Origin of the sequence: Streptomyces sp. NBC_01363 (assembly GCF_026340595.1) — a bacterium.
Classification (GTDB): domain Bacteria; phylum Actinomycetota; class Actinomycetes; order Streptomycetales; family Streptomycetaceae; genus Streptomyces.
The window spans coordinates 3126978-3143991 of record NZ_JAPEPF010000001.1; the positions used below are offsets into that span (position 1 = coordinate 3126978).

General features: G+C 72.3%; 16 protein-coding genes. 14 read left to right on the plus strand and 2 right to left on the minus strand.

From position 1 onward, the window contains the following. Positions 1 to 160 precede the first annotated feature (160 nt). The 5 genes from OG611_RS14405 to OG611_RS14425 all read left to right on the plus strand — a co-directional run bounded on the left by OG611_RS14405 (position 161) and on the right by OG611_RS14425 (position 6508). The gene (locus OG611_RS14405; RefSeq protein WP_266419403.1) at positions 161 to 646 is read left to right on the plus strand and encodes a hypothetical protein; all 486 of its coding nucleotides are present in this window, start codon (positions 161 to 163) and stop codon (positions 644 to 646) included. An 80-nt stretch (positions 647 to 726) separates the two neighbouring features. Then, positions 727 to 3963 (plus strand): S41 family peptidase, encoded by a 3237-nt coding sequence (locus OG611_RS14410; RefSeq protein WP_266419405.1) that lies wholly within the window; start codon positions 727 to 729, stop codon positions 3961 to 3963. 217 nt (positions 3964 to 4180) lie between these two features. Continuing rightward, positions 4181 to 4540 carry a histidine triad nucleotide-binding protein gene (locus OG611_RS14415; RefSeq protein WP_266419408.1) on the plus strand — a complete coding sequence of 120 codons (360 nt, stop codon included), beginning with the start codon at positions 4181 to 4183 and terminating at the stop codon, positions 4538 to 4540. Between the two features lie 18 nt (positions 4541 to 4558). Continuing rightward, complete coding sequence (locus OG611_RS14420; protein WP_266419411.1) at positions 4559 to 5467, plus strand: ribonuclease Z; 909 nt, start codon at positions 4559 to 4561, stop codon at positions 5465 to 5467. Between the two features lie 48 nt (positions 5468 to 5515). Then, positions 5516 to 6508 (plus strand): adenosine deaminase, encoded by a 993-nt coding sequence (locus OG611_RS14425; RefSeq protein ID WP_266419413.1) that lies wholly within the window; start codon positions 5516 to 5518, stop codon positions 6506 to 6508. Here OG611_RS14425 and OG611_RS14430 read toward each other — a convergent pair. Beyond that, the gene (locus tag OG611_RS14430; RefSeq protein ID WP_266419414.1) at positions 6472 to 7827 is read right to left on the minus strand and encodes an MFS transporter; all 1356 of its coding nucleotides are present in this window, start codon (positions 7825 to 7827) and stop codon (positions 6472 to 6474) included. The two genes, OG611_RS14425 and OG611_RS14430, sit on opposite strands and share 37 nt — an antisense overlap. A gap of 338 nt (positions 7828 to 8165) precedes the next feature. Between OG611_RS14430 and OG611_RS14435 the strand changes: the two genes are divergently transcribed. The 9 genes from OG611_RS14435 to era all read left to right on the plus strand — a co-directional run bounded on the left by OG611_RS14435 (position 8166) and on the right by era (position 16667). Then, on the plus strand, positions 8166 to 9290 hold the full coding sequence (locus tag OG611_RS14435; RefSeq protein ID WP_266419417.1) for a carbohydrate kinase family protein: 1125 nt from the start codon (positions 8166 to 8168) through the stop codon (positions 9288 to 9290). Positions 9291 to 9432: 142 nt separating this feature from the next. Then, positions 9433 to 10464 (plus strand): PhoH family protein, encoded by a 1032-nt coding sequence (locus OG611_RS14440; RefSeq protein ID WP_266419419.1) that lies wholly within the window; start codon positions 9433 to 9435, stop codon positions 10462 to 10464. Positions 10465 to 10473: 9 nt separating this feature from the next. Then, positions 10474 to 10971 (plus strand): rRNA maturation RNase YbeY, encoded by a 498-nt coding sequence (gene ybeY, locus OG611_RS14445; RefSeq protein ID WP_072483570.1) that lies wholly within the window; start codon positions 10474 to 10476, stop codon positions 10969 to 10971. Next, positions 10968 to 12260 carry a hemolysin family protein gene (locus OG611_RS14450; protein WP_266419423.1) on the plus strand — a complete coding sequence of 431 codons (1293 nt, stop codon included), beginning with the start codon at positions 10968 to 10970 and terminating at the stop codon, positions 12258 to 12260. Before ybeY ends, OG611_RS14450 begins: the two co-directional genes overlap by 4 nt. Beyond that, positions 12257 to 12610, plus strand: a complete 354-nt coding sequence (locus tag OG611_RS14455) for an MmcQ/YjbR family DNA-binding protein (RefSeq protein ID WP_266419425.1) — start codon at positions 12257 to 12259, stop codon at positions 12608 to 12610. Before OG611_RS14450 ends, OG611_RS14455 begins: the two co-directional genes overlap by 4 nt. A gap of 41 nt (positions 12611 to 12651) precedes the next feature. After that, entirely contained in the window at positions 12652 to 13005 is a 354-nt protein-coding gene (locus tag OG611_RS14460; RefSeq protein ID WP_266419428.1) for a cytidine deaminase, read from the plus strand. 241 nt (positions 13006 to 13246) lie between these two features. Further along, entirely contained in the window at positions 13247 to 14602 is a 1356-nt protein-coding gene (locus tag OG611_RS14465) for a beta-xylosidase (protein WP_266419431.1), read from the plus strand. 83 nt (positions 14603 to 14685) lie between these two features. After that, on the plus strand, positions 14686 to 15630 hold the full coding sequence (locus tag OG611_RS14470; protein WP_266425860.1) for a DUF916 domain-containing protein: 945 nt from the start codon (positions 14686 to 14688) through the stop codon (positions 15628 to 15630). A 62-nt stretch (positions 15631 to 15692) separates the two neighbouring features. After that, positions 15693 to 16667, plus strand: a complete 975-nt coding sequence (gene era, locus OG611_RS14475) for a GTPase Era (RefSeq protein WP_266419433.1) — start codon at positions 15693 to 15695, stop codon at positions 16665 to 16667. Positions 16668 to 16744: 77 nt separating this feature from the next. Here era and OG611_RS14480 read toward each other — a convergent pair whose 3' ends face one another. Then, positions 16745 to 17011, minus strand: coding sequence for a protealysin inhibitor emfourin (locus OG611_RS14480; protein WP_266419435.1), 267 nt, complete (start codon positions 17009 to 17011; stop codon positions 16745 to 16747). Positions 17012 to 17014 lie beyond the last annotated feature (3 nt).

Here is a 17014-nt window from a genome sequence, read left to right on the forward strand (position 1 = left end):
GGCCGTCAACTGCCGGTCGGCCGGAGCCCCTTCGCGCGCCCCGGCGGCGCCCCCCAGCACGACCGCACGCCGTCTACCGTCCGGTGGGTAACGGTGGGAAGCTGCCCGTATGGGGACATCAAGGGCATGGGGTCAGGGAAGAGGACGGCGCTTTCTGGCCGTGTCCGCACTCGTGGTCGCGGCGGTCGCGGGTGCCGCCGCCTGTGAGCCCGCGGGCGGGCTGAATTCCGCGTCCATCGCCGTGACCACCGACCGGGTCGGCACCGGCGCACTGGAGCGCAACGGGGTCGACGTGCAATGGCTGAACTGCACCGCCGGAGTCGACGGGGACCGGACCGTGGGCGCGTCGCCCGCCGTGTCCGCACGCCGGATCGCGGCCGTCGACTGCACCGGCAAGTCCGCGAAGGGCGAGGCCATCACCCTCACCGGCAAGGTCACCCAGGAGCTCGGCGGGCGGTGCGTACGGGGGGACCTGACCGCGAAGACGGGCGGGAAGGCCGTCTTCCGGGCGGATGTGCTCGGCAACTGCGACGCCGTCCCCTCGACCGCCGTGTGGAATCCACCGCCGCCGGCCGGCGGCGGTTCCGGCGTCCGGCCGGCGGTCACCGTCACGGTGACGGTGACCGAAACGCCCATGGGCAAGTGAGCCGGTCCGGCGCGCGGCGGCCCGTCGGACTCCGGCCAACCCGGTTACGCACAGCAGGGCCGAGGCCTAGGGTGATCGATGTGACGCAGCCTGCCTACCTCCGATACCCCCATGTCCAGGGCGATTCGATCGCCTTCACCGCCGAGGACGATGTCTGGCTGGCGCCGCTGGACGGCGGCCGAGCCTGGCGCGTCAGTGCCGACAACCGGCCTGTCACAAATCCACGGATATCGCCCGACGGAACCCGGGTCGCCTGGACGTCCACCCGGGACGGGGCACCCGAGGTACACATCGCGCCTGCCGACGGCGGCCCCTCCCAGCGGCTCACCTACTGGGGCGACGCGCGGACCGCCGTCCACGGCTGGACGCCCGGGGGCGAGGTGCTGGCCATCAGCGCCCAGGGGCAGGCGTCGCTCCGGCGCACCTGGGCCAGGGCCGTCCCGGTCGACGGCGGACCCGCACGGACCCTGCCGTACGGGCCGGTCGGTTCCGTCGCGTACGGGCCCGGCGGCCGGGTCCTGCTGCTCGCGGTCACCATGGGACGCGAGGCCGCCGCCTGGAAGCGCTACCGGGGTGGCACCGCAGGCAAGTTGTGGATCGAGCAGGAGCCCCCGGCGGACGGCCCGGCGGAGTTCGTACGGCTCCACGCGGAGCTCGACGGGAACATCGAGTGCCCGATGTGGGTGGGGGAGCGCGTCGCATTCCTCTCCGACCACGAAGGCGTCGGCGCGGTCTACTCCTCGCTCCCCGACGGCTCCGACCTGCGCCGCCATACCGGCATCGAGGGCTTCTACGCCCGCCACGCGACCACCGACGGCAGCCGCGTCGCCTACGCGTCGGCCGGTGAACTCTGGCTGCTGGACGACCTCGGAGGCGACGGACCCCGCCGCCTCGACATCCGGCTCGGCGGTCAGCGCACCGACCTCCAGCCGCACTCCGTGCACGCCGGCAGCCACCTCGACTGCGCGTCCCCGGACCGTACGGGCCGCGGCAGCGCCGTCGGGACGCGCGGCGCCGTCCACTGGGTCACCCACCGTGAGGGCCCGGCCCGCGCGCTCGCCGTCGAACCGGGCGTACGGGCCAGACTGCCCCGCACCTTCCAGGCCGACGGCGACCAGCACGTCGTCTGGGTCACCGACGCCGAGGGCGACGACGCCCTGGAGTGCGCACCCGCCACCGGCACCGCCCCCGGCGCCGTACCGCGCCGCCTCGCCGCGGGCCGGATCGGCAGGGTCCTCGACCTCGCCCCGGCCCCCGACGGCAGCCGGTTCGCCGTCGCCGCGCACGACGGGCGGGTCCTGATCGTCGAGCGGGAGAGCGGCGAGGTCCACGAGGTGGACCGCAGCGAGCACGGCGACGCCTCCGGCCTCGTCTTCTCACCCGACTCCTCCTGGCTCGCCTGGTCCCACCCCGGGCCCGAGCCGCTCAGCCAGCTCAAGCTCGCGCACCTCGCCGATCTGTCGGTCGCCGAGGCCACCCCGCTGCGCTTCCGGGACTTCGCCCCCGCGTTCACCGGCGACGGCAAGCACCTCGCGTTCCTCTCCGAGCGGTCCTTCGACCCGGTCTACGACGCCCATGTCTTCGACCTGGCGTTCATCGGCACCTGCCGCCCGCATCTGCTGACGCTCGCCGCCGCCACGCCCTCCCCGTTCGGACCGCAGCGCCACGGCCGCCCGACCGAGAAGGAGAAGAGCGGCGGCGAGGGCGATCAGGACAACCCGACCGCGCTGCCCGTCACCCGGGTCGACCTCGAAGGGCTCGCCGACCGGATCCTGCCGCTGCCCGTCGAGGCCGCCAGCTACTCCACGCTGCGCGCCGCGAAGGACGGGCTGCTGTGGCTGAGCCACCCGGTGACCGGGGTGCTCGGTACGAGCGGCGCCACGCCCGACTCCGGGCGGCCCGAGACCGTCCTGGAGCGGTACGACCTGGAGAAGCTGCACTGCGAGGAACTCGCCTCGGACGTCAGGGGGTTCGCGGTCAGCGGGGACGGCAAGCGGGTCGTCCTGCACACCCGGGGCAAGCTGCGCGTCGTACCGTCCGACAGCCGGGCCCCGGCCGACGACGACCACGACGGCGACAGCGTCACCGTCGACCTCTCCCGGATCCGGCGGACCCTCGAACCGGCCGCCGAATGGCGCCAGATGTACGACGAGGCCGGGCGCATCATGCGGGACAACTTCTGGCGCCCCGACATGGGCGGCCTCGACTGGGACGGGGTCCTGGACCGCTACCGCCCGGTGCTGGACCGGGTCGCCACCCACGACGACCTGATGGACCTGCTGTGGGAGGTGCAGGGGGAGCTCGGCACCTCGCACGCCTATGTGAACCCGCCCGGCGGATGGCGGGACGACTCGGCCCGGCAGGGACTGCTCGGTGCGGACATCTCCCGTACGGACGAGGGCGGTTGGCGCATCGACCGGATCCTGCCGTCCGAGACCTCCGACCCGGAGGCCCGCTCGCCGCTCGCCGCGCCCGGGGTGGCGGTACGCGCCGGGGACGCGATCCTCGCCGTCGACGGCAGCCCGGTCGACCCGGTGACCGGGCCCGGACCGCTGCTCACCGGCTCGGCGGGCAAACCGGTCGAGCTGACCATCTCACCGGTGGACGGCGGCGACCCCCGCCATGTCGTCGTCGTACCGGTCGCCGACGAGGAGGCGCTGCGCTACCACGCGTGGGTCGCCGACCGGCGGGCCCATGTGCACGAGCGGTCCGGCGGGCGCCTCGGCTACCTCCACGTCCCCGACATGGTCGGCTCGGGCTGGGCGCAGCTCCACCGCGATCTGCGGATCGAAGTGGCCCGCGAGGGGCTGGTCGTGGACGTCCGGGAGAACCGCGGCGGCCACACCTCGCAGCTGATCGTGGAGAAGCTCGCCCGCCGCGTCGTCGGCTGGGACATGCCGCGCGGCATGCAGCCGTTCAGCTACCCGCAGGACGCGCCGCGCGGCCCCGTGGTCGCCGTGGCCAACGAGTTCTCCGGCTCGGACGGAGACGTCGTGAACGCCGCGATCAAGGCGCTGCGCATCGGGCCGGTCGTCGGTACCCGTACCTGGGGCGGCGTGGTCGGCATCGACAGCAAGTACCGGCTGGTGGACGGGACGTCGGTCACCCAGCCCAAGTACGCGTTCTGGTTCGAGGGTTACGGCTGGGGCGTGGAGAACCACGGGGTCGATCCCGATGTCGAGGTCGTGATGACACCGCAGGACCATGTGGCGGGGCGGGATCCGCAGTTGGACGAGGCGATCCGGATCGCGCTGGCGTCGTTGGCGCAGACGCCGGCCATGCGGGCGCCGGAGCTGCCGGAGCTGCCGGGGGCGTAGGGGAGTGGGGGCGGGGTGTGGGTCGGGGGTGCGGTGCGCCTGCGGCGGGCTCGTTCCCCTGCCCGCCCCTTTCCGTAACCGGGGGCTCCGCCCTCGGACCCCCGCTCCTCGATCGCCCGAGGGGCCGAATGGTGCTTCGGGCAGGGGACAACGCCCGCCGCAGGCGGCCCGATAGCATGCCGTACAACGATCACCATCGACCCGAGGAGCCAGCCCCATGGCGGGAGAACCGCAGCCCGACTGCCTGTTCTGCAAGATCGTCTCGGGCGAGATCCCGGCAACCATCGTCCGCGAGAGCGAAACCACCGTCGCCTTCCGGGACATCAACCCGCAGGCCCCCACCCACGTACTCGTCATCCCGCGCGTCCACCACCCGGACGCCGCCGCGCTCGCCGCCGCCGAGCCGACGATCGCCGCCGACATACTGCGTGAGGCCGGGCAGGTCGCCGCCGACGAGAAGATCGTGGACAGCGGCTACCGGGTCGTCTTCAACACCGGCTCCGGCGCCGGCCAGACCGTCTTCCACGCGCACGCCCACGTCCTGGGCGGCCGCGGACTGCAGTGGCCCCCCGGCTAGAACGGTCGATCGCACACCGTGTCCGTACGCGAACTCGTGGTCCTCGGCACCGCCAGCCAGGTCCCGACCAGGCACCGCAACCACAACGGCTATCTGCTGCGCTGGGACGGCGAGGGCATCCTCTTCGACCCCGGTGAGGGCACCCAGCGCCAGATGCTGCGGGCCGGCGTCGCCGCGCACGACATCGATCGGATCTGCGTCACGCACTTCCACGGCGACCACTCGCTGGGCCTGGCCGGGGTGATCCAGCGGATCAACCTCGACCAGGTCCCGCACCCGGTCACCGCGCACTACCCGGCGAGCGGGCAGCGCTTCTTCGAGCGGCTGCGGTACGCCACCGCCTACCGCGAGTCCGTCGAGCTGACCGAGGTCCCGGTCGCCGCCGACGGGGTGCTCGCCACCACCGACGCGTACACGCTCAGCACCCACCGCCTCTCGCACCCCGTCGAGTCGTACGGCTACCGGCTCGTCGAACCCGACGGGCGCCGGATGCTGCCCGTGAAGCTCGCCGAGCACGGCATCAAGGGGCCGGACGTCGGCCGGATCCAGCGCGAGGGCGCCCTCGGCGGCGTCACGCTCGACGACGTCTCCGAGCGCAGGCGCGGCCAGCGGTTCGCGTTCATCATGGACACGAGGCTCTGCGACGGCGTGCACGTGCTCGCCGAGGGCTGCGATCTGCTGGTCATCGAGTCGACCTTCCTCGACGAGGACGAACGGCTCGCCACCGACCACGGCCATCTGACCGCCGGACAGGCGGCCCGGGTGGCCCGGGACGCGGGCGTACGGCACCTGGTGCTGACGCACTTCTCGCAGCGGTACGACGACCCGGCCGCCTTCGAGACCCAGGCCCGCGCGGCGGGGTTCGAGGGCGAACTGACCGTCGCCCAGGACCTCGGCCGGGTCCCCGTGCCCACCCGGCACCTCTGAACACACCAGCACCACATCAGCACCACCGTCTGTGAGCGTGAAAAACCCGTGCACCTCCCCAAGGCCGAACTCCACCTCCACATCGAAGGCACCCTCGAACCCGAGCTGGCCTTCGCGCTCGCCGAGCGCAACGGCGTGCGGCTGCCGTACGCGGACACCGAGGAGCTCCGCACCGCCTACCTCTTCGACGACCTGCAGAGCTTCCTGGACCTGTACTACGCGCTGATGGCGGTGCTGCGGACCGAGGAGGACTTCGAGGAGCTCGCCGACGCGTATCTCGCCCGCGCCGCCGCGCAGGGCGTCCGGCACGCGGAGATCTTCTTCGACCCGCAGGCGCACACCGCCCGGGGCGTCCCGATCGGCACCGTCGTCGAGGGGCTCGGCCGGGCGCTGGACCGCAGCGAGGAGAAGCACGGCATCTCCACCCAGCTGATCATGTGCTTCCTGCGCGACCGGTCGGCCGGGTCGGCGCTGGAGACCCTGGAGGCGGCGAAGCCGTATCTGCACCGGATCAGCGCGGTCGGCCTCGACTCGGCGGAGGTCGGCCACCCGCCCGTCAAGTTCCGTGAGGTGTACGAGGCGGCCGGGGCGCTCGGGCTGCGCAAGGTCGCCCACGCCGGCGAGGAGGGCCCGCCCGAGTACATCCGGGAGGCCCTGGACGTCCTCGGGGTCGAGCGCATCGACCACGGGCTGCGTTGCATGGAGGACCCGGACCTGGTGCAGCGGCTGGTCGCGGACCGGGTGCCGCTCACCCTCTGCCCGCTGTCCAACGTACGGCTGCGCGCCATCGACACCCTGGAGGACCACCCGCTGCGGGCCATGATGGCCGCCGGACTGCTCTGCACGGTGAACTCCGACGACCCCGCCTACTTCGGCGGGTACGCCGGGGACACCTTCCACGCCGTCCACGAGGCGCTCGGCCTGGACCACGAGCAGCTGCGCACGCTGGCCCGCAACTCCTTCGAAGCGGCCTTCCTCGACCACGACGAGGAGCGCAGGGCGCGTTATCTGTCCGAGGTCGAGGCGTACGCGTTCGACTGACCGGCCCCGCCCGCCGGGCCGGCCGTCCGGAACGCGTTCCGGACCGGGCGCCTGCGGCGCACCGGCAGGCTGATCTCCGTGACGGCCTGCTCGGGCGCGCCCAGCTTGGGCACGGCGCCGGGCACCGCTCCGGTGGTGACGGCGAGCAGCGCGGCCGGGGCGCCACCCCTGCGGCGCACCGATCCCGGCACCAGCGGGCGGCCACCGGTGTGCAGGGCGACGGCCGTGACCGGGGCCGCGACCAGGAGCGTGACGGCGCCCAGGACCAGGCCCATGACCGGGTAGCCGGCCTGTTCGGACAACACACTGCCGAGGACCGGACCGCAGGCCACCCCGACGGACGACGCGGAGCCCGCGAGGACCGCCCAGCGGCCGCGTACGTCCAGGGAGGCGGCCAGGCCGATCAGATACGACAGGACCACCGGGTAGACGGTGTTCCACAGGATCTCGCCGGTCGCGAATCGACCGAGGCTCCCCGCCGACGAGCTGAGCACGATGCTGGCCGCGATGATCACGGTGCCCAGACCGATCGGCACCGCCCGGCCGAGCCTCGCGCCCAGCATCCCGGCGCCCATCACCCCGAGCAGACCCGCGCCGAGCGCGGCGGCGAACACCGCTCCGATGGTGACCTCGGAGAGTCCGACCTGGACCACCCCGATCCGGCTGCTGACGCCCCACAGCGCGTTCTGCGCCATGGACCAGACGAGCATGCCGCCCGCGAGCACCAGACCGGAACGGCGGTGCGGCAGCCGGCCGGCGACCTGGGCGGCGGGGCCGGTGGGCGTGACGCCGCCGAGCCGTGCGGTGGCGGGCCAGACGAGCAGGGCGACCAGGGCGATCGAGGCGAACGGCAGCCGGTGGCCGCCGCCGAGGTGCGGGATCGTCAGATAGAGGGCGCCCGCCGTGGCGGAGACGCTGAGCAGCCCGAGCGACGAGGTCCGGTGCGGATCGCGCTGGGCGGCGATGCCCGAGGCGGCCACCGCGGTCGCCGTACCGGAGCCGAAGCCGCCGATCACCACCCCCATGACCACCAGCGGTACCGACCCGGCCAGGGCGGCGCAGCCGTACCCCGCCATGGCCAGGGCCAGGCCGATCCGGGCCGGCCGCCGCGGCCCGTACGTCTCGACCCGGCCCGCCAGCGTGAACCCGGCGGTCGCCGAACTGAGCAGGAGGGCACTGCCGACCAGGCCGGCCTGCGCCGTACTGAGGCCGAGATAGACGGAGAGCCGCCCGACGATGGTGGGGAGCAGATAGGCGGCGAGGTAGCCGGCGGTGAACACGGCGACCAGGGGCCACGCGGCGCGAGGGCGCGAGGACATGGGCGTTCCTGAAGACATGCCGGAGACGGCAGAGAAGGCAGGGGAGGGCAATGCGGGAAATACGGGGAAGTCGGGCCACTCGTCGGCAACCGTCGCCGAAGGGGCTCGCGGGCCAATTTGTATCAACCGCGGCCAGTCGCCCGAAAGGCACCCCACTGTGATCTGGGTCACATATGCGTTTGTGCTCCGGGAGTGGGGGTAGCAGCGCATGTTTGCGCAGGCCGGTGTCTCCGTGCGGGACGCCGGAACGTGCCCGCCGGGACCGGCGGCGCGCGCACTCCGGTTACGGCGGTGAATCGGGCACACTGGCCAGATCTGCCACGACCGGGGAGTGCAAGGTGAGCACGGACATTCCAGGCATCGACCCTCTGGGCGGGCTGCGCGCCCCGCAGGACCCGGACTGCGACGTCTTCCTCACCGGCACCGTCTTCCTCGACATCATCTTCACCGGCCTGGACCGCGCCCCGGTGCGCGGCACCGAGTCCTGGGCGCGCGGCATGGGCTCCAGCCCCGGCGGCGTCGCCAACATGGCGACCGCCCTGGCGAGGCTGGGGCTGCACACCTCGCTGGCCGCGGCGTTCGGCGACGACCACTACGGGGAGTACTGCTGGGACGCCCTGGAGCAGGGCGAGGGCATCGACCTGTCCATGTCGCACACCGTCCCCGGCTGGCACTCGCCGGTGACCGTGTCGATGGCGTACGAGGGCGAGCGGACGATGGTCTCGCACGGCCACGAGGCCCCCGGCCCCGAAGGCACCCACGGCACCGCCGTCCCGACCGGGGAACCGCCGTTCCCGCGCTGCCCGCCCCGCGCCCGCGCCGCCGTCGCCTCGCTCGCCCCCGGCCGCACCGAACCGTGGGTCGCCACCGCGGCCCGGAACGGTGCCCGGATCTTCGCCGACGTCGGCTGGGACGAGACCGGCCGCTGGGACCTGGACGCCCTCGCCGACCTGGAGCACTGCCAGGCCTTCCTCCCCAACGCCGAGGAGGCCATGCGCTACACCCGCACCGACTGCCCGCGCGCCGCCGCCCACGCCCTGGCCGAACGCGTGCCGCTCGCCGTGGTCACCCTGGGCGCGGAGGGCGCGTACGCGGTGGACTCGGCGACCGGGGCGAGCGCCGAGGTGCCCGCGATCGAGGTCGAGGCGCTCGACCCCACCGGGGCGGGCGACGTCTTCGTCGCCGGTTTCGTCACCGGCACCCTGGCGGACTGGCCGCTGGCCGACCGGCTGGCCTTCGCCGGACTGACCGCGGCGCTCTCGGTCCAGGAGTTCGGCGGATCGCTGTCGGCGCCGGGCTGGGCGGAGATCGCCGCCTGGTGGCAGCAGGTCCGCACCTTCGCCGACCAGGACCCGGCCGCGCTCCAGCGGTACACCTTCCTGGAGGAGCTGCTGCCCGCCGCCGCCCGGCCCTGGCCGCTGCGCCGGGCGGTCCCGACGATCGGCTTCCGGCACCCCGCCTGACGGCCGCGCACACCTGTTCGTGAGCGTGTGCGAAAAAGCCCTCGGTGTTGTCGGTGCGGAGTCGTAGGCTTGGTAATCCGAGAGGTTGTCGATCGGCGAGAACCTTGCAACGGGAGGTATGTGCAGGCCACAGAGCCGGCCCATGACTCAGACACCCACAGCCCAGACCCCTGCGCCGAGGCAGGCGCGAGCCCACTTCACCGTCCCTGCCAGCCACCCGATGGTGACCGTTCTGGGATCGGGCGACGCCTTGTTGCGCGTGATCGAGACGGCCTTCCCGGCGGCCGACATCCACGTCCGGGGAAACGAGATCAGCGCCGCCGGAGACGCGACGGAAGTCGCTCTGATCCAGCGCCTGTTCGACGAGATGATGCTGGTGCTCCGCACCGGTCAGCCGATGACGGAGGACGCAGTGGAACGCTCGATCGCCATGCTCAGGGCGACGGAGAGCGGCGAGGGGGACGGCGAGGAGACACCGGCCGAGGTGCTCACCCAGAACATCCTCTCCAGCCGCGGTCGCACGATCCGCCCCAAGACGCTCAACCAGAAGCGGTACGTCGACGCGATCGACAAGCACACGATCGTCTTCGGCATCGGCCCCGCCGGTACCGGCAAGACCTATCTCGCCATGGCGAAGGCGGTCCAGGCCCTGCAGTCCAAGCAGGTCAACCGGATCATCCTGACCCGGCCCGCGGTCGAGGCGGGCGAGCGGCTCGGCTTCCTGCCCGGCACGCTCTACGAGAAGATCGACCCGTATCTGCGCCCGCTCTACGACGCGCTGCACGACATGCTCGACCCCGACTCGATCCCGCGGCTGATGGCGGCGGGCACGATCGAGGTGGCACCGCTGGCTTACATGCGTGGCCGTACCCTCAACGACGCGTTCATCATTCTCGACGAGGCGCAGAACACCAGCGCCGAGCAGATGAAGATGTTCCTGACCCGGCTCGGCTTCGACTCGAAGATCGTCATCACCGGCGACGTCACCCAGGTCGACCTGCCGAACGGCACCAAGAGCGGTCTGCGCCAGGTCCAGGACATCCTGGACGGCGTCGAGGACGTCCACTTCTCCCGGCTCACCTCCCAGGATGTCGTCCGGCACAAGCTCGTCGGCCGTATCGTCGACGCGTACGAGAAGTACGACAGCCGAGACAGCCACAACGGGAAGCAGTAGCAGCGCACCATGTCGATCGACGTCAACAACGAGTCCGGAACCGAGGTCGACGAGCAGGCGATCCTCGACATCGCCCGCTACGCGCTCGCGCGGATGCGGATCCACCCGCTCTCCGAACTCTCGGTGATCGTGGTGGACACCGACGCCATGGAACAGCTCCACATCCAGTGGATGGACCTCCCGGGCCCGACCGATGTCATGTCCTTCCCGATGGACGAGCTGCGTCCGCCGGCCAAGGACGACGAGGAGCCCCCGCAGGGGCTCCTCGGTGACATCGTGCTCTGCCCGGAGGTCGCCAAGAAGCAGGGCGAGGACGCGGAGACCCGGCACTCCATGGACGAGGAGCTCCAGCTCCTCACGGTCCACGGAGTGCTGCACCTCCTCGGGTACGACCACGAGGAGCCGGACGAGAAGGCCGAGATGTTCGGTCTGCAGGCCGCGATCGTCGACGGCTGGCGCGCCGAGCACGGCCTGACCGGCCCGTCGCCCGCGCCCACCGTGTCGTGAGCGTTCCTCTCGTCCTGGGTGCCGTTCTGCTGGTCGTCGTCGGCTGGCTGGCGGCCTGCGCGGAGGCGGGCATCGCCCGGGTCTCCAGCTTCCGGGCCGCCGAGGCGGTCCGCTCCGGGCGGCGCGGCAGCCGGAAGCTGGAACAGGTCGCGGCGGATCCGACCCGCTATCTCAACGTCGCCCTGCTGGTGCGGGTCGCCTGCGAGATGTCGGCCGGGGTGCTCGTCACCTACGCCTGTCTGAAGGAGTTCCCTCGGACCTGGGAGGCGCTGGCCGTCGCCATGGGCGTGATGGTCCTCGTCTCCTACGTCGCCATCGGCGTGTCGCCGCGCACCATCGGCCGCCAGCACCCGCTGAACACGGCCACCGCCGCGGCGTACGTCCTGCTGCCGCTGGCCAGGGTCATGGGCCCGATCCCGCAGCTGCTGATCCTCGTCGGCAACGCGCTGACCCCGGGCAAGGGCTTCCGCAAGGGGCCGTTCGCCAGCGAGGCCGAACTGCGCGCGATGGTCGACCTCGCCGAGGCGGAGTCGCTGATCGAGGACGAGGAGCGCCGCATGGTGCACTCCGTCTTCGAGCTCGGCGACACGCTCGTGCGCGAGGTCATGGTGCCGCGGACGGACCTGGTCTGCATCGAGCGGTACAAGACGATCCGGCAGGCACTGACCCTGGCCCTGCGCTCCGGTTTCTCGCGGATCCCGGTCACCGGGGAGAACGAGGACGACATCGTCGGCATCGTGTATCTCAAGGACCTGGTCCGCAAGACTCACATCAACCGCGAGTCGGAGGCCGATCTGGTCTCCACCGCGATGCGGCCGGCGGCCTTCGTGCCCGACACCAAGAACGCCGGTGACCTGCTGCGCGAGATGCAGCAGGAGCGCAGCCACGTCGCCGTCGTGATCGACGAGTACGGCGGCACGGCGGGCATCGTCACCATCGAGGACATCCTTGAGGAGATCGTCGGCGAGATCACCGACGAGTACGACCGCGAGCTCCCGCCCGTCCAGGAGCTGGGGAACGACTGCTTCCGGGTGACCGCGCGCCTCGACATCGGCGACCTCGGGGAGCTGTTCGACCTCGACGAGTACGACGACGAGGACGTGGAGACCGTCGGCGGACTGCTGGCCAAGGCGCTGGGGCGGGTCCCGATCGCCGGGGCGTCGGCCGTCGTCGACCTGCCGGACGGCCGTCGGCTGCGGCTGACCGCGGAGTCCCCGGCGGGCCGCCGCAACAAGATCGTCACGGTGCTGGTGGAGCCCGTGGCTTCCCGGGGGGAGGACGAGGGATGACTCCGCAGCAGCTGAGGGCGTTCTGCCTGGAGTTCAACGCGAGTGCCGAGGAGTTCCCGTTCGGCCCCGGGACCGCCGTCTTCAAGGTGCTCGGCAAGATGTTCGCGCTCAGCACGCTGGACGCCCGGCCGCTGACGGTGAACCTGAAGTGCGATCCGGACGAGGCGGTGCGGCTGCGGGAGAAGTACGACGCGGTGGTGCCGGGCTGGCACATGAACAAACGGCACTGGAACACGGTGACGGTGTCCGGGGTGCCGGACCGGGTGCTCCGCGAACTGGTCGAGGACTCCTACGACCTGGTGGTGGCGGGGCTGCCGAAGGCGGACCGGCTGAGGCTCGACCGGCCGTAGGCGGTGCGCGGACCGGTGCGCCCGGTTCGTATGCTCGGCACATGACTGAGAGCACCGGCCTCGGCGCCGAGGACCGCAAGATCGTCACGCTGGCGCGCAGCGCCCGCGCCCGCAACGGTGTGCCGGAGGGCGCGGCCGTACGGGACGAGACCGGACGTACGTATGTCGCCGGCACCGTACGGCTGGAGTCGCTGAAGCTCAGCGCGCTGCAGACCGCCGTGGCGATGGCCGTGGCCAGCGGGGCCACCTCCCTGGAGGCGGCCGCGGTCGTCTCCGAGGCCGAGACCCCGTCGGACGAGGACCGTGCCGCGGTACGGGACCTGGGCGGCCCGGACACCCCCGTCCTGCTCGCCGGTCCCGACGGCACCCTGCGGGTCAGCGTGACGGCGGGCTGACGCGGACCAAATCCGCACATGGTGTACGAACGCCCCGCAGCCGACCGGCGCGGGGCGTTCGCACACCATGTGCGGGAATCGCGGATCTTGACAGCATCTGATGGGTCATCAGCCAAAGCGTTTCGCTCCCATTGACTTCTTCGGGGCCGGGGCCGTCAATGGGCCCCCGTCGGCGCGGAAGAGCCGCTGCGCCGCATCCGCAGGAGGGGGCTCCATGCGTCCGACCGTCCGAAGAATCAGCATGCGAAGATCCGGTGCCCGAAGACGGCCGGGGCACGGCCGCCGCTGGGCCGCCGCGCTGGGTGTCGGCGCGCTCGTCGTGGCCGGGGGAGGGGGGCTCGCGGGCCCCGCGCAGGCCATGGCCACCGCCTCGGTGCCGGTGGACTTCCCCACCCACTGCATCCCGCCCGCCATCGCGGGCATCCCGCCGATCGACGGGACGACGAAGGCCGAGATCACCGTCGACAACGCCGCCCCGGAGGTGGGCGACACCGTCACGGTCACCTACACCGTCGTCGAAGCCGCCTCGAGCAACCCGGTCGATCTGGCGCTGCCCGCCGACATCATGACGCCGACCGGCAAGGTCACCGTCGGCGGTGCGCAGAGCGCGAGCGTCACCGTCGCGGGCCCGAAGAAGAACGACCCGGTACCCGGCAAGGGCGCCTTCCCGTCGTTCTCGATGACCGGCACCTTCACGGTCACCGCGCCCGGACAGATCACGCTCTCGCCCGGCGACTACAACATCCACACCAGCTACATCATGGAGCTGGACACCCCCTGCACGGTGACGGACCCGCCCGCACCCGTCTCCGAGACGATCATTGCGACGGACGGCGGCGGCCAGGTCAACGAGCGCGCCATCCAGCTCGGTGCCGCGTCCGGCAAGGCGGGCGACACGGTCACCGTCACCGGGTCGAAGTTCACCCCGGGCGCGGACATCACCCTCGCCGGCCGGGCCGGTGACGCACCGACCGCCGACACGGCCACCGCCAAGGCGGACGGCTCCGGTGGCTTCAGCGGCCGGCTCACCGTCGACGACCCGGCGACCACCGGCATCGTCGCCTACGAGGGCGCCGGCTGGGACCCGGCCAAGGGTGCGGGCCCGCAGGCCTACACCGTCACCGGTGGCGGCGGGGAGACCCCGGACGGCAGCCAGAAGCTCAACGCCTCCGTCAAGGCGGGCACGCTCTCCATGGTCCAGGCCGGGGACACCGTCGAGATGTCGGCGGTCGACTTCGGCCGCGGCGGCGCCTCCCGGGGCTCCCTGCAGACGGTGACGGTCGAGGACTTCCGCGGCGGCCCCGCGGGCTGGTCCCTGACCGGAAAGGGCACCGACTTCAAGGGACCCGGCGGCGCGACGATCGGCGCGTCCGCACTCGGCTGGACGCCGGTCTGCGCGACGAAGGCCGGCAGCCCGAGCACCTGCGCGGCGGGTTCCGGCGGACCGGTCGGCAGCGCGGGCGCCACGCTGGCGTCCACGCCGAACGGGACCGTCACCGGCGGCGAGTTCACCGTCGACGCCCGGCTCGCGCTGAACGTACCGGCGTACACCGCCCCCGGCGCGTACTCCGGCGTGCTCACGCTCACCCTCACGTGACCGAGCGCTCCCGACCGACCGGCGGACCGGGCGCGCACCCGCCCGGACCGCCCGTACCGACCACCACCCGGGGGTTCCGCACCGTGCGCAAGATCTACCTGCTCCTCCTGACCGGCGCCCTCCTGCTGATCGGCGCGCCCGCCGCCCACGCCGCGGACAACGGCAGCTGGTCGGTCTACCCGGCCACCGAACGGGCCGGTCAGCGCCCGTACTTCTACCTCTCGGCCGACCCCGGCGCCACGCTCCACGACAAGGTCACCGTCACCAACAGGACGGACCGGCCGCAGACCTTCCGGCTGTACGCGGCCGACGCGTACAACACCGCCCGTGACGGCGGTTTCGCCGTCCGGGCCCACGACGAGCGACAGCGCTCGGTCGGCGCCTGGGCGAGGACCGGCCGCGACCGGGTCACCGTGGAGCCGCACGGCTCGGTCACCGTCCCGGTCACCATCACCGTCCCCGAGAACGCCGAACCGGGCGACCACCCCGGCGCCCTCGTCGCACTCGACGAGCGCGTCGACCCCGCCGACGCCGGTGCCGTCGCCGTGGGCATCCGGAAGGCGGTCGGCGCCCGGATCTATCTGCGGGTGAACGGACCGACCGTGCCCGCGCTCTCCGTGGACGACATCCGGGTCGAGCACACCCAGCCGCTGGTCCCGGGCACCGGGAGGAGCCGGGCCGTCATCTCGTACACGCTCCACAACCGGGGCAATGTCACCCTCAGCCCCAAGGTCGCCCTCAAGGCCGAGGGGCTCTTCGGCCGCACCCTGCTCGCCCGCGACCTGAAGAAGATCCCCGCCGAGCTGCTGCCCCGCCAGGAGGTCCGGCTGACCGAGCAGTGGGCCGGGGCGCCCCAGCTGGAATGGGGCGAGATCCGGCTGACCGCGAGCGCCCGCGAGACCCGCGAGTCCGCCGCCGTCTCGTACTTCGCCCTGCCCTGGCTGATGGCCGGGATCCTGCTGGTGATCGTCGGCGGGGGTACCGGGATGTGGATACGGGCCCGTCGGAGCCGTGCCCGCACCGCCTGAGAGGACATCCGACAGGCCCCGCCGCGGCCCTTGGTGCGGCGAGGCCGCCGGGATCGGGGACAATGGGCGCCATGAGCGTTCGACCTGACACAGAAGCCGCTGCGCAGCAGGCCGCCGGCAAAGCCCCCCACCGGGCCGGTTTCGCCTGCTTCGTGGGCCGCCCCAACGCGGGCAAGTCCACCCTCACGAACGCTCTGGTCGGCCAGAAGGTGGCGATCACCTCCAACCGGCCGCAGACCACCCGGCACACCGTGCGCGGCATCGTGCACCGCGACGACGCGCAGCTGATCCTGGTCGACACTCCCGGGCTCCACAAGCCGCGCACGCTGCTGGGAGAGCGGCTCAACGACGTCGTACGGACCACCTGGGCCGAGGTCGACGTCATCGGTTTCTGCCTGCCCGCCGACCAGAAGCTCGGCCCCGGCGACAAGTACATCGTCAAGGAACTCGCGGGCATCAAGAAGACCCCGAAGATCGCCATCATCACCAAGACCGACCTGGTCGACTCCAAGCAGCTCGCCGAACAGCTGATCGCCGTTTCCCGCCTCGGCGAGGAGCTCGGCTTCGAGTGGGCGGAGATCATCCCGGTCTCCGCGGTCAAGGACACCCAGGTCGGTCTGCTGGGTGACCTGATCGCCCCGCTGCTCCCGGAGAGCCCGCCGCTCTACCCGGAGGGCGACCTCACCGACGAGCCCGAGATGGTCATGGTCGCGGAGCTGATCCGCGAGGCCGCGCTCGAAGGCGTACGGGACGAGCTGCCGCACTCCATCGCGGTCGTCGTCGAGGAGATGCTGCCGCGCGAGGGCCGCCCGGCGGACAAGCCGCTGCTCGACATCCACGCCAATGTCTACATCGAGCGCCCCAGCCAGAAGGGCATCATCATCGGCCCGAAGGGCAAGCGGCTGAAGGATGTCGGCACGAAGTCGCGCAAGCACATCGAGGCACTGCTCGGCACACCGGTCTTCCTGGACCTCCATGTGAAGGTCGCGAAGGACTGGCAGCGCGACCCCAAGCAGCTGCGCAAGCTCGGCTTCTGAGCCGGGCCGCGGGGACCCGGGCCGCAAGGACCCGGGCCACGGGGGAGCCGGTGACCCGGGTCACCGGGAGACCGGCCTCACGCGCCCTCCTTCAGGACGCGTGAGACCAGTGCCCGCTGGGCGTCGGTCAGCCTCGGGTCCGCGCAGTGGACCGTCCGGCCGCCGACCGTGATCCGGTACCGGAAGCCGTCCGGCACACCCCTGGGAGGCGTGTCGTGGCCCGCGGCCAGCGCCGATTCGGCCAGTGCCTCCCATTCCGGGGCGTCGTCCCGCCCGGCGGTGTCGACCTCGCATTGGCGTGCGATGCCGGCGAAGCCGCCGGTCCTGCTGACCTGAATCCGCATGCG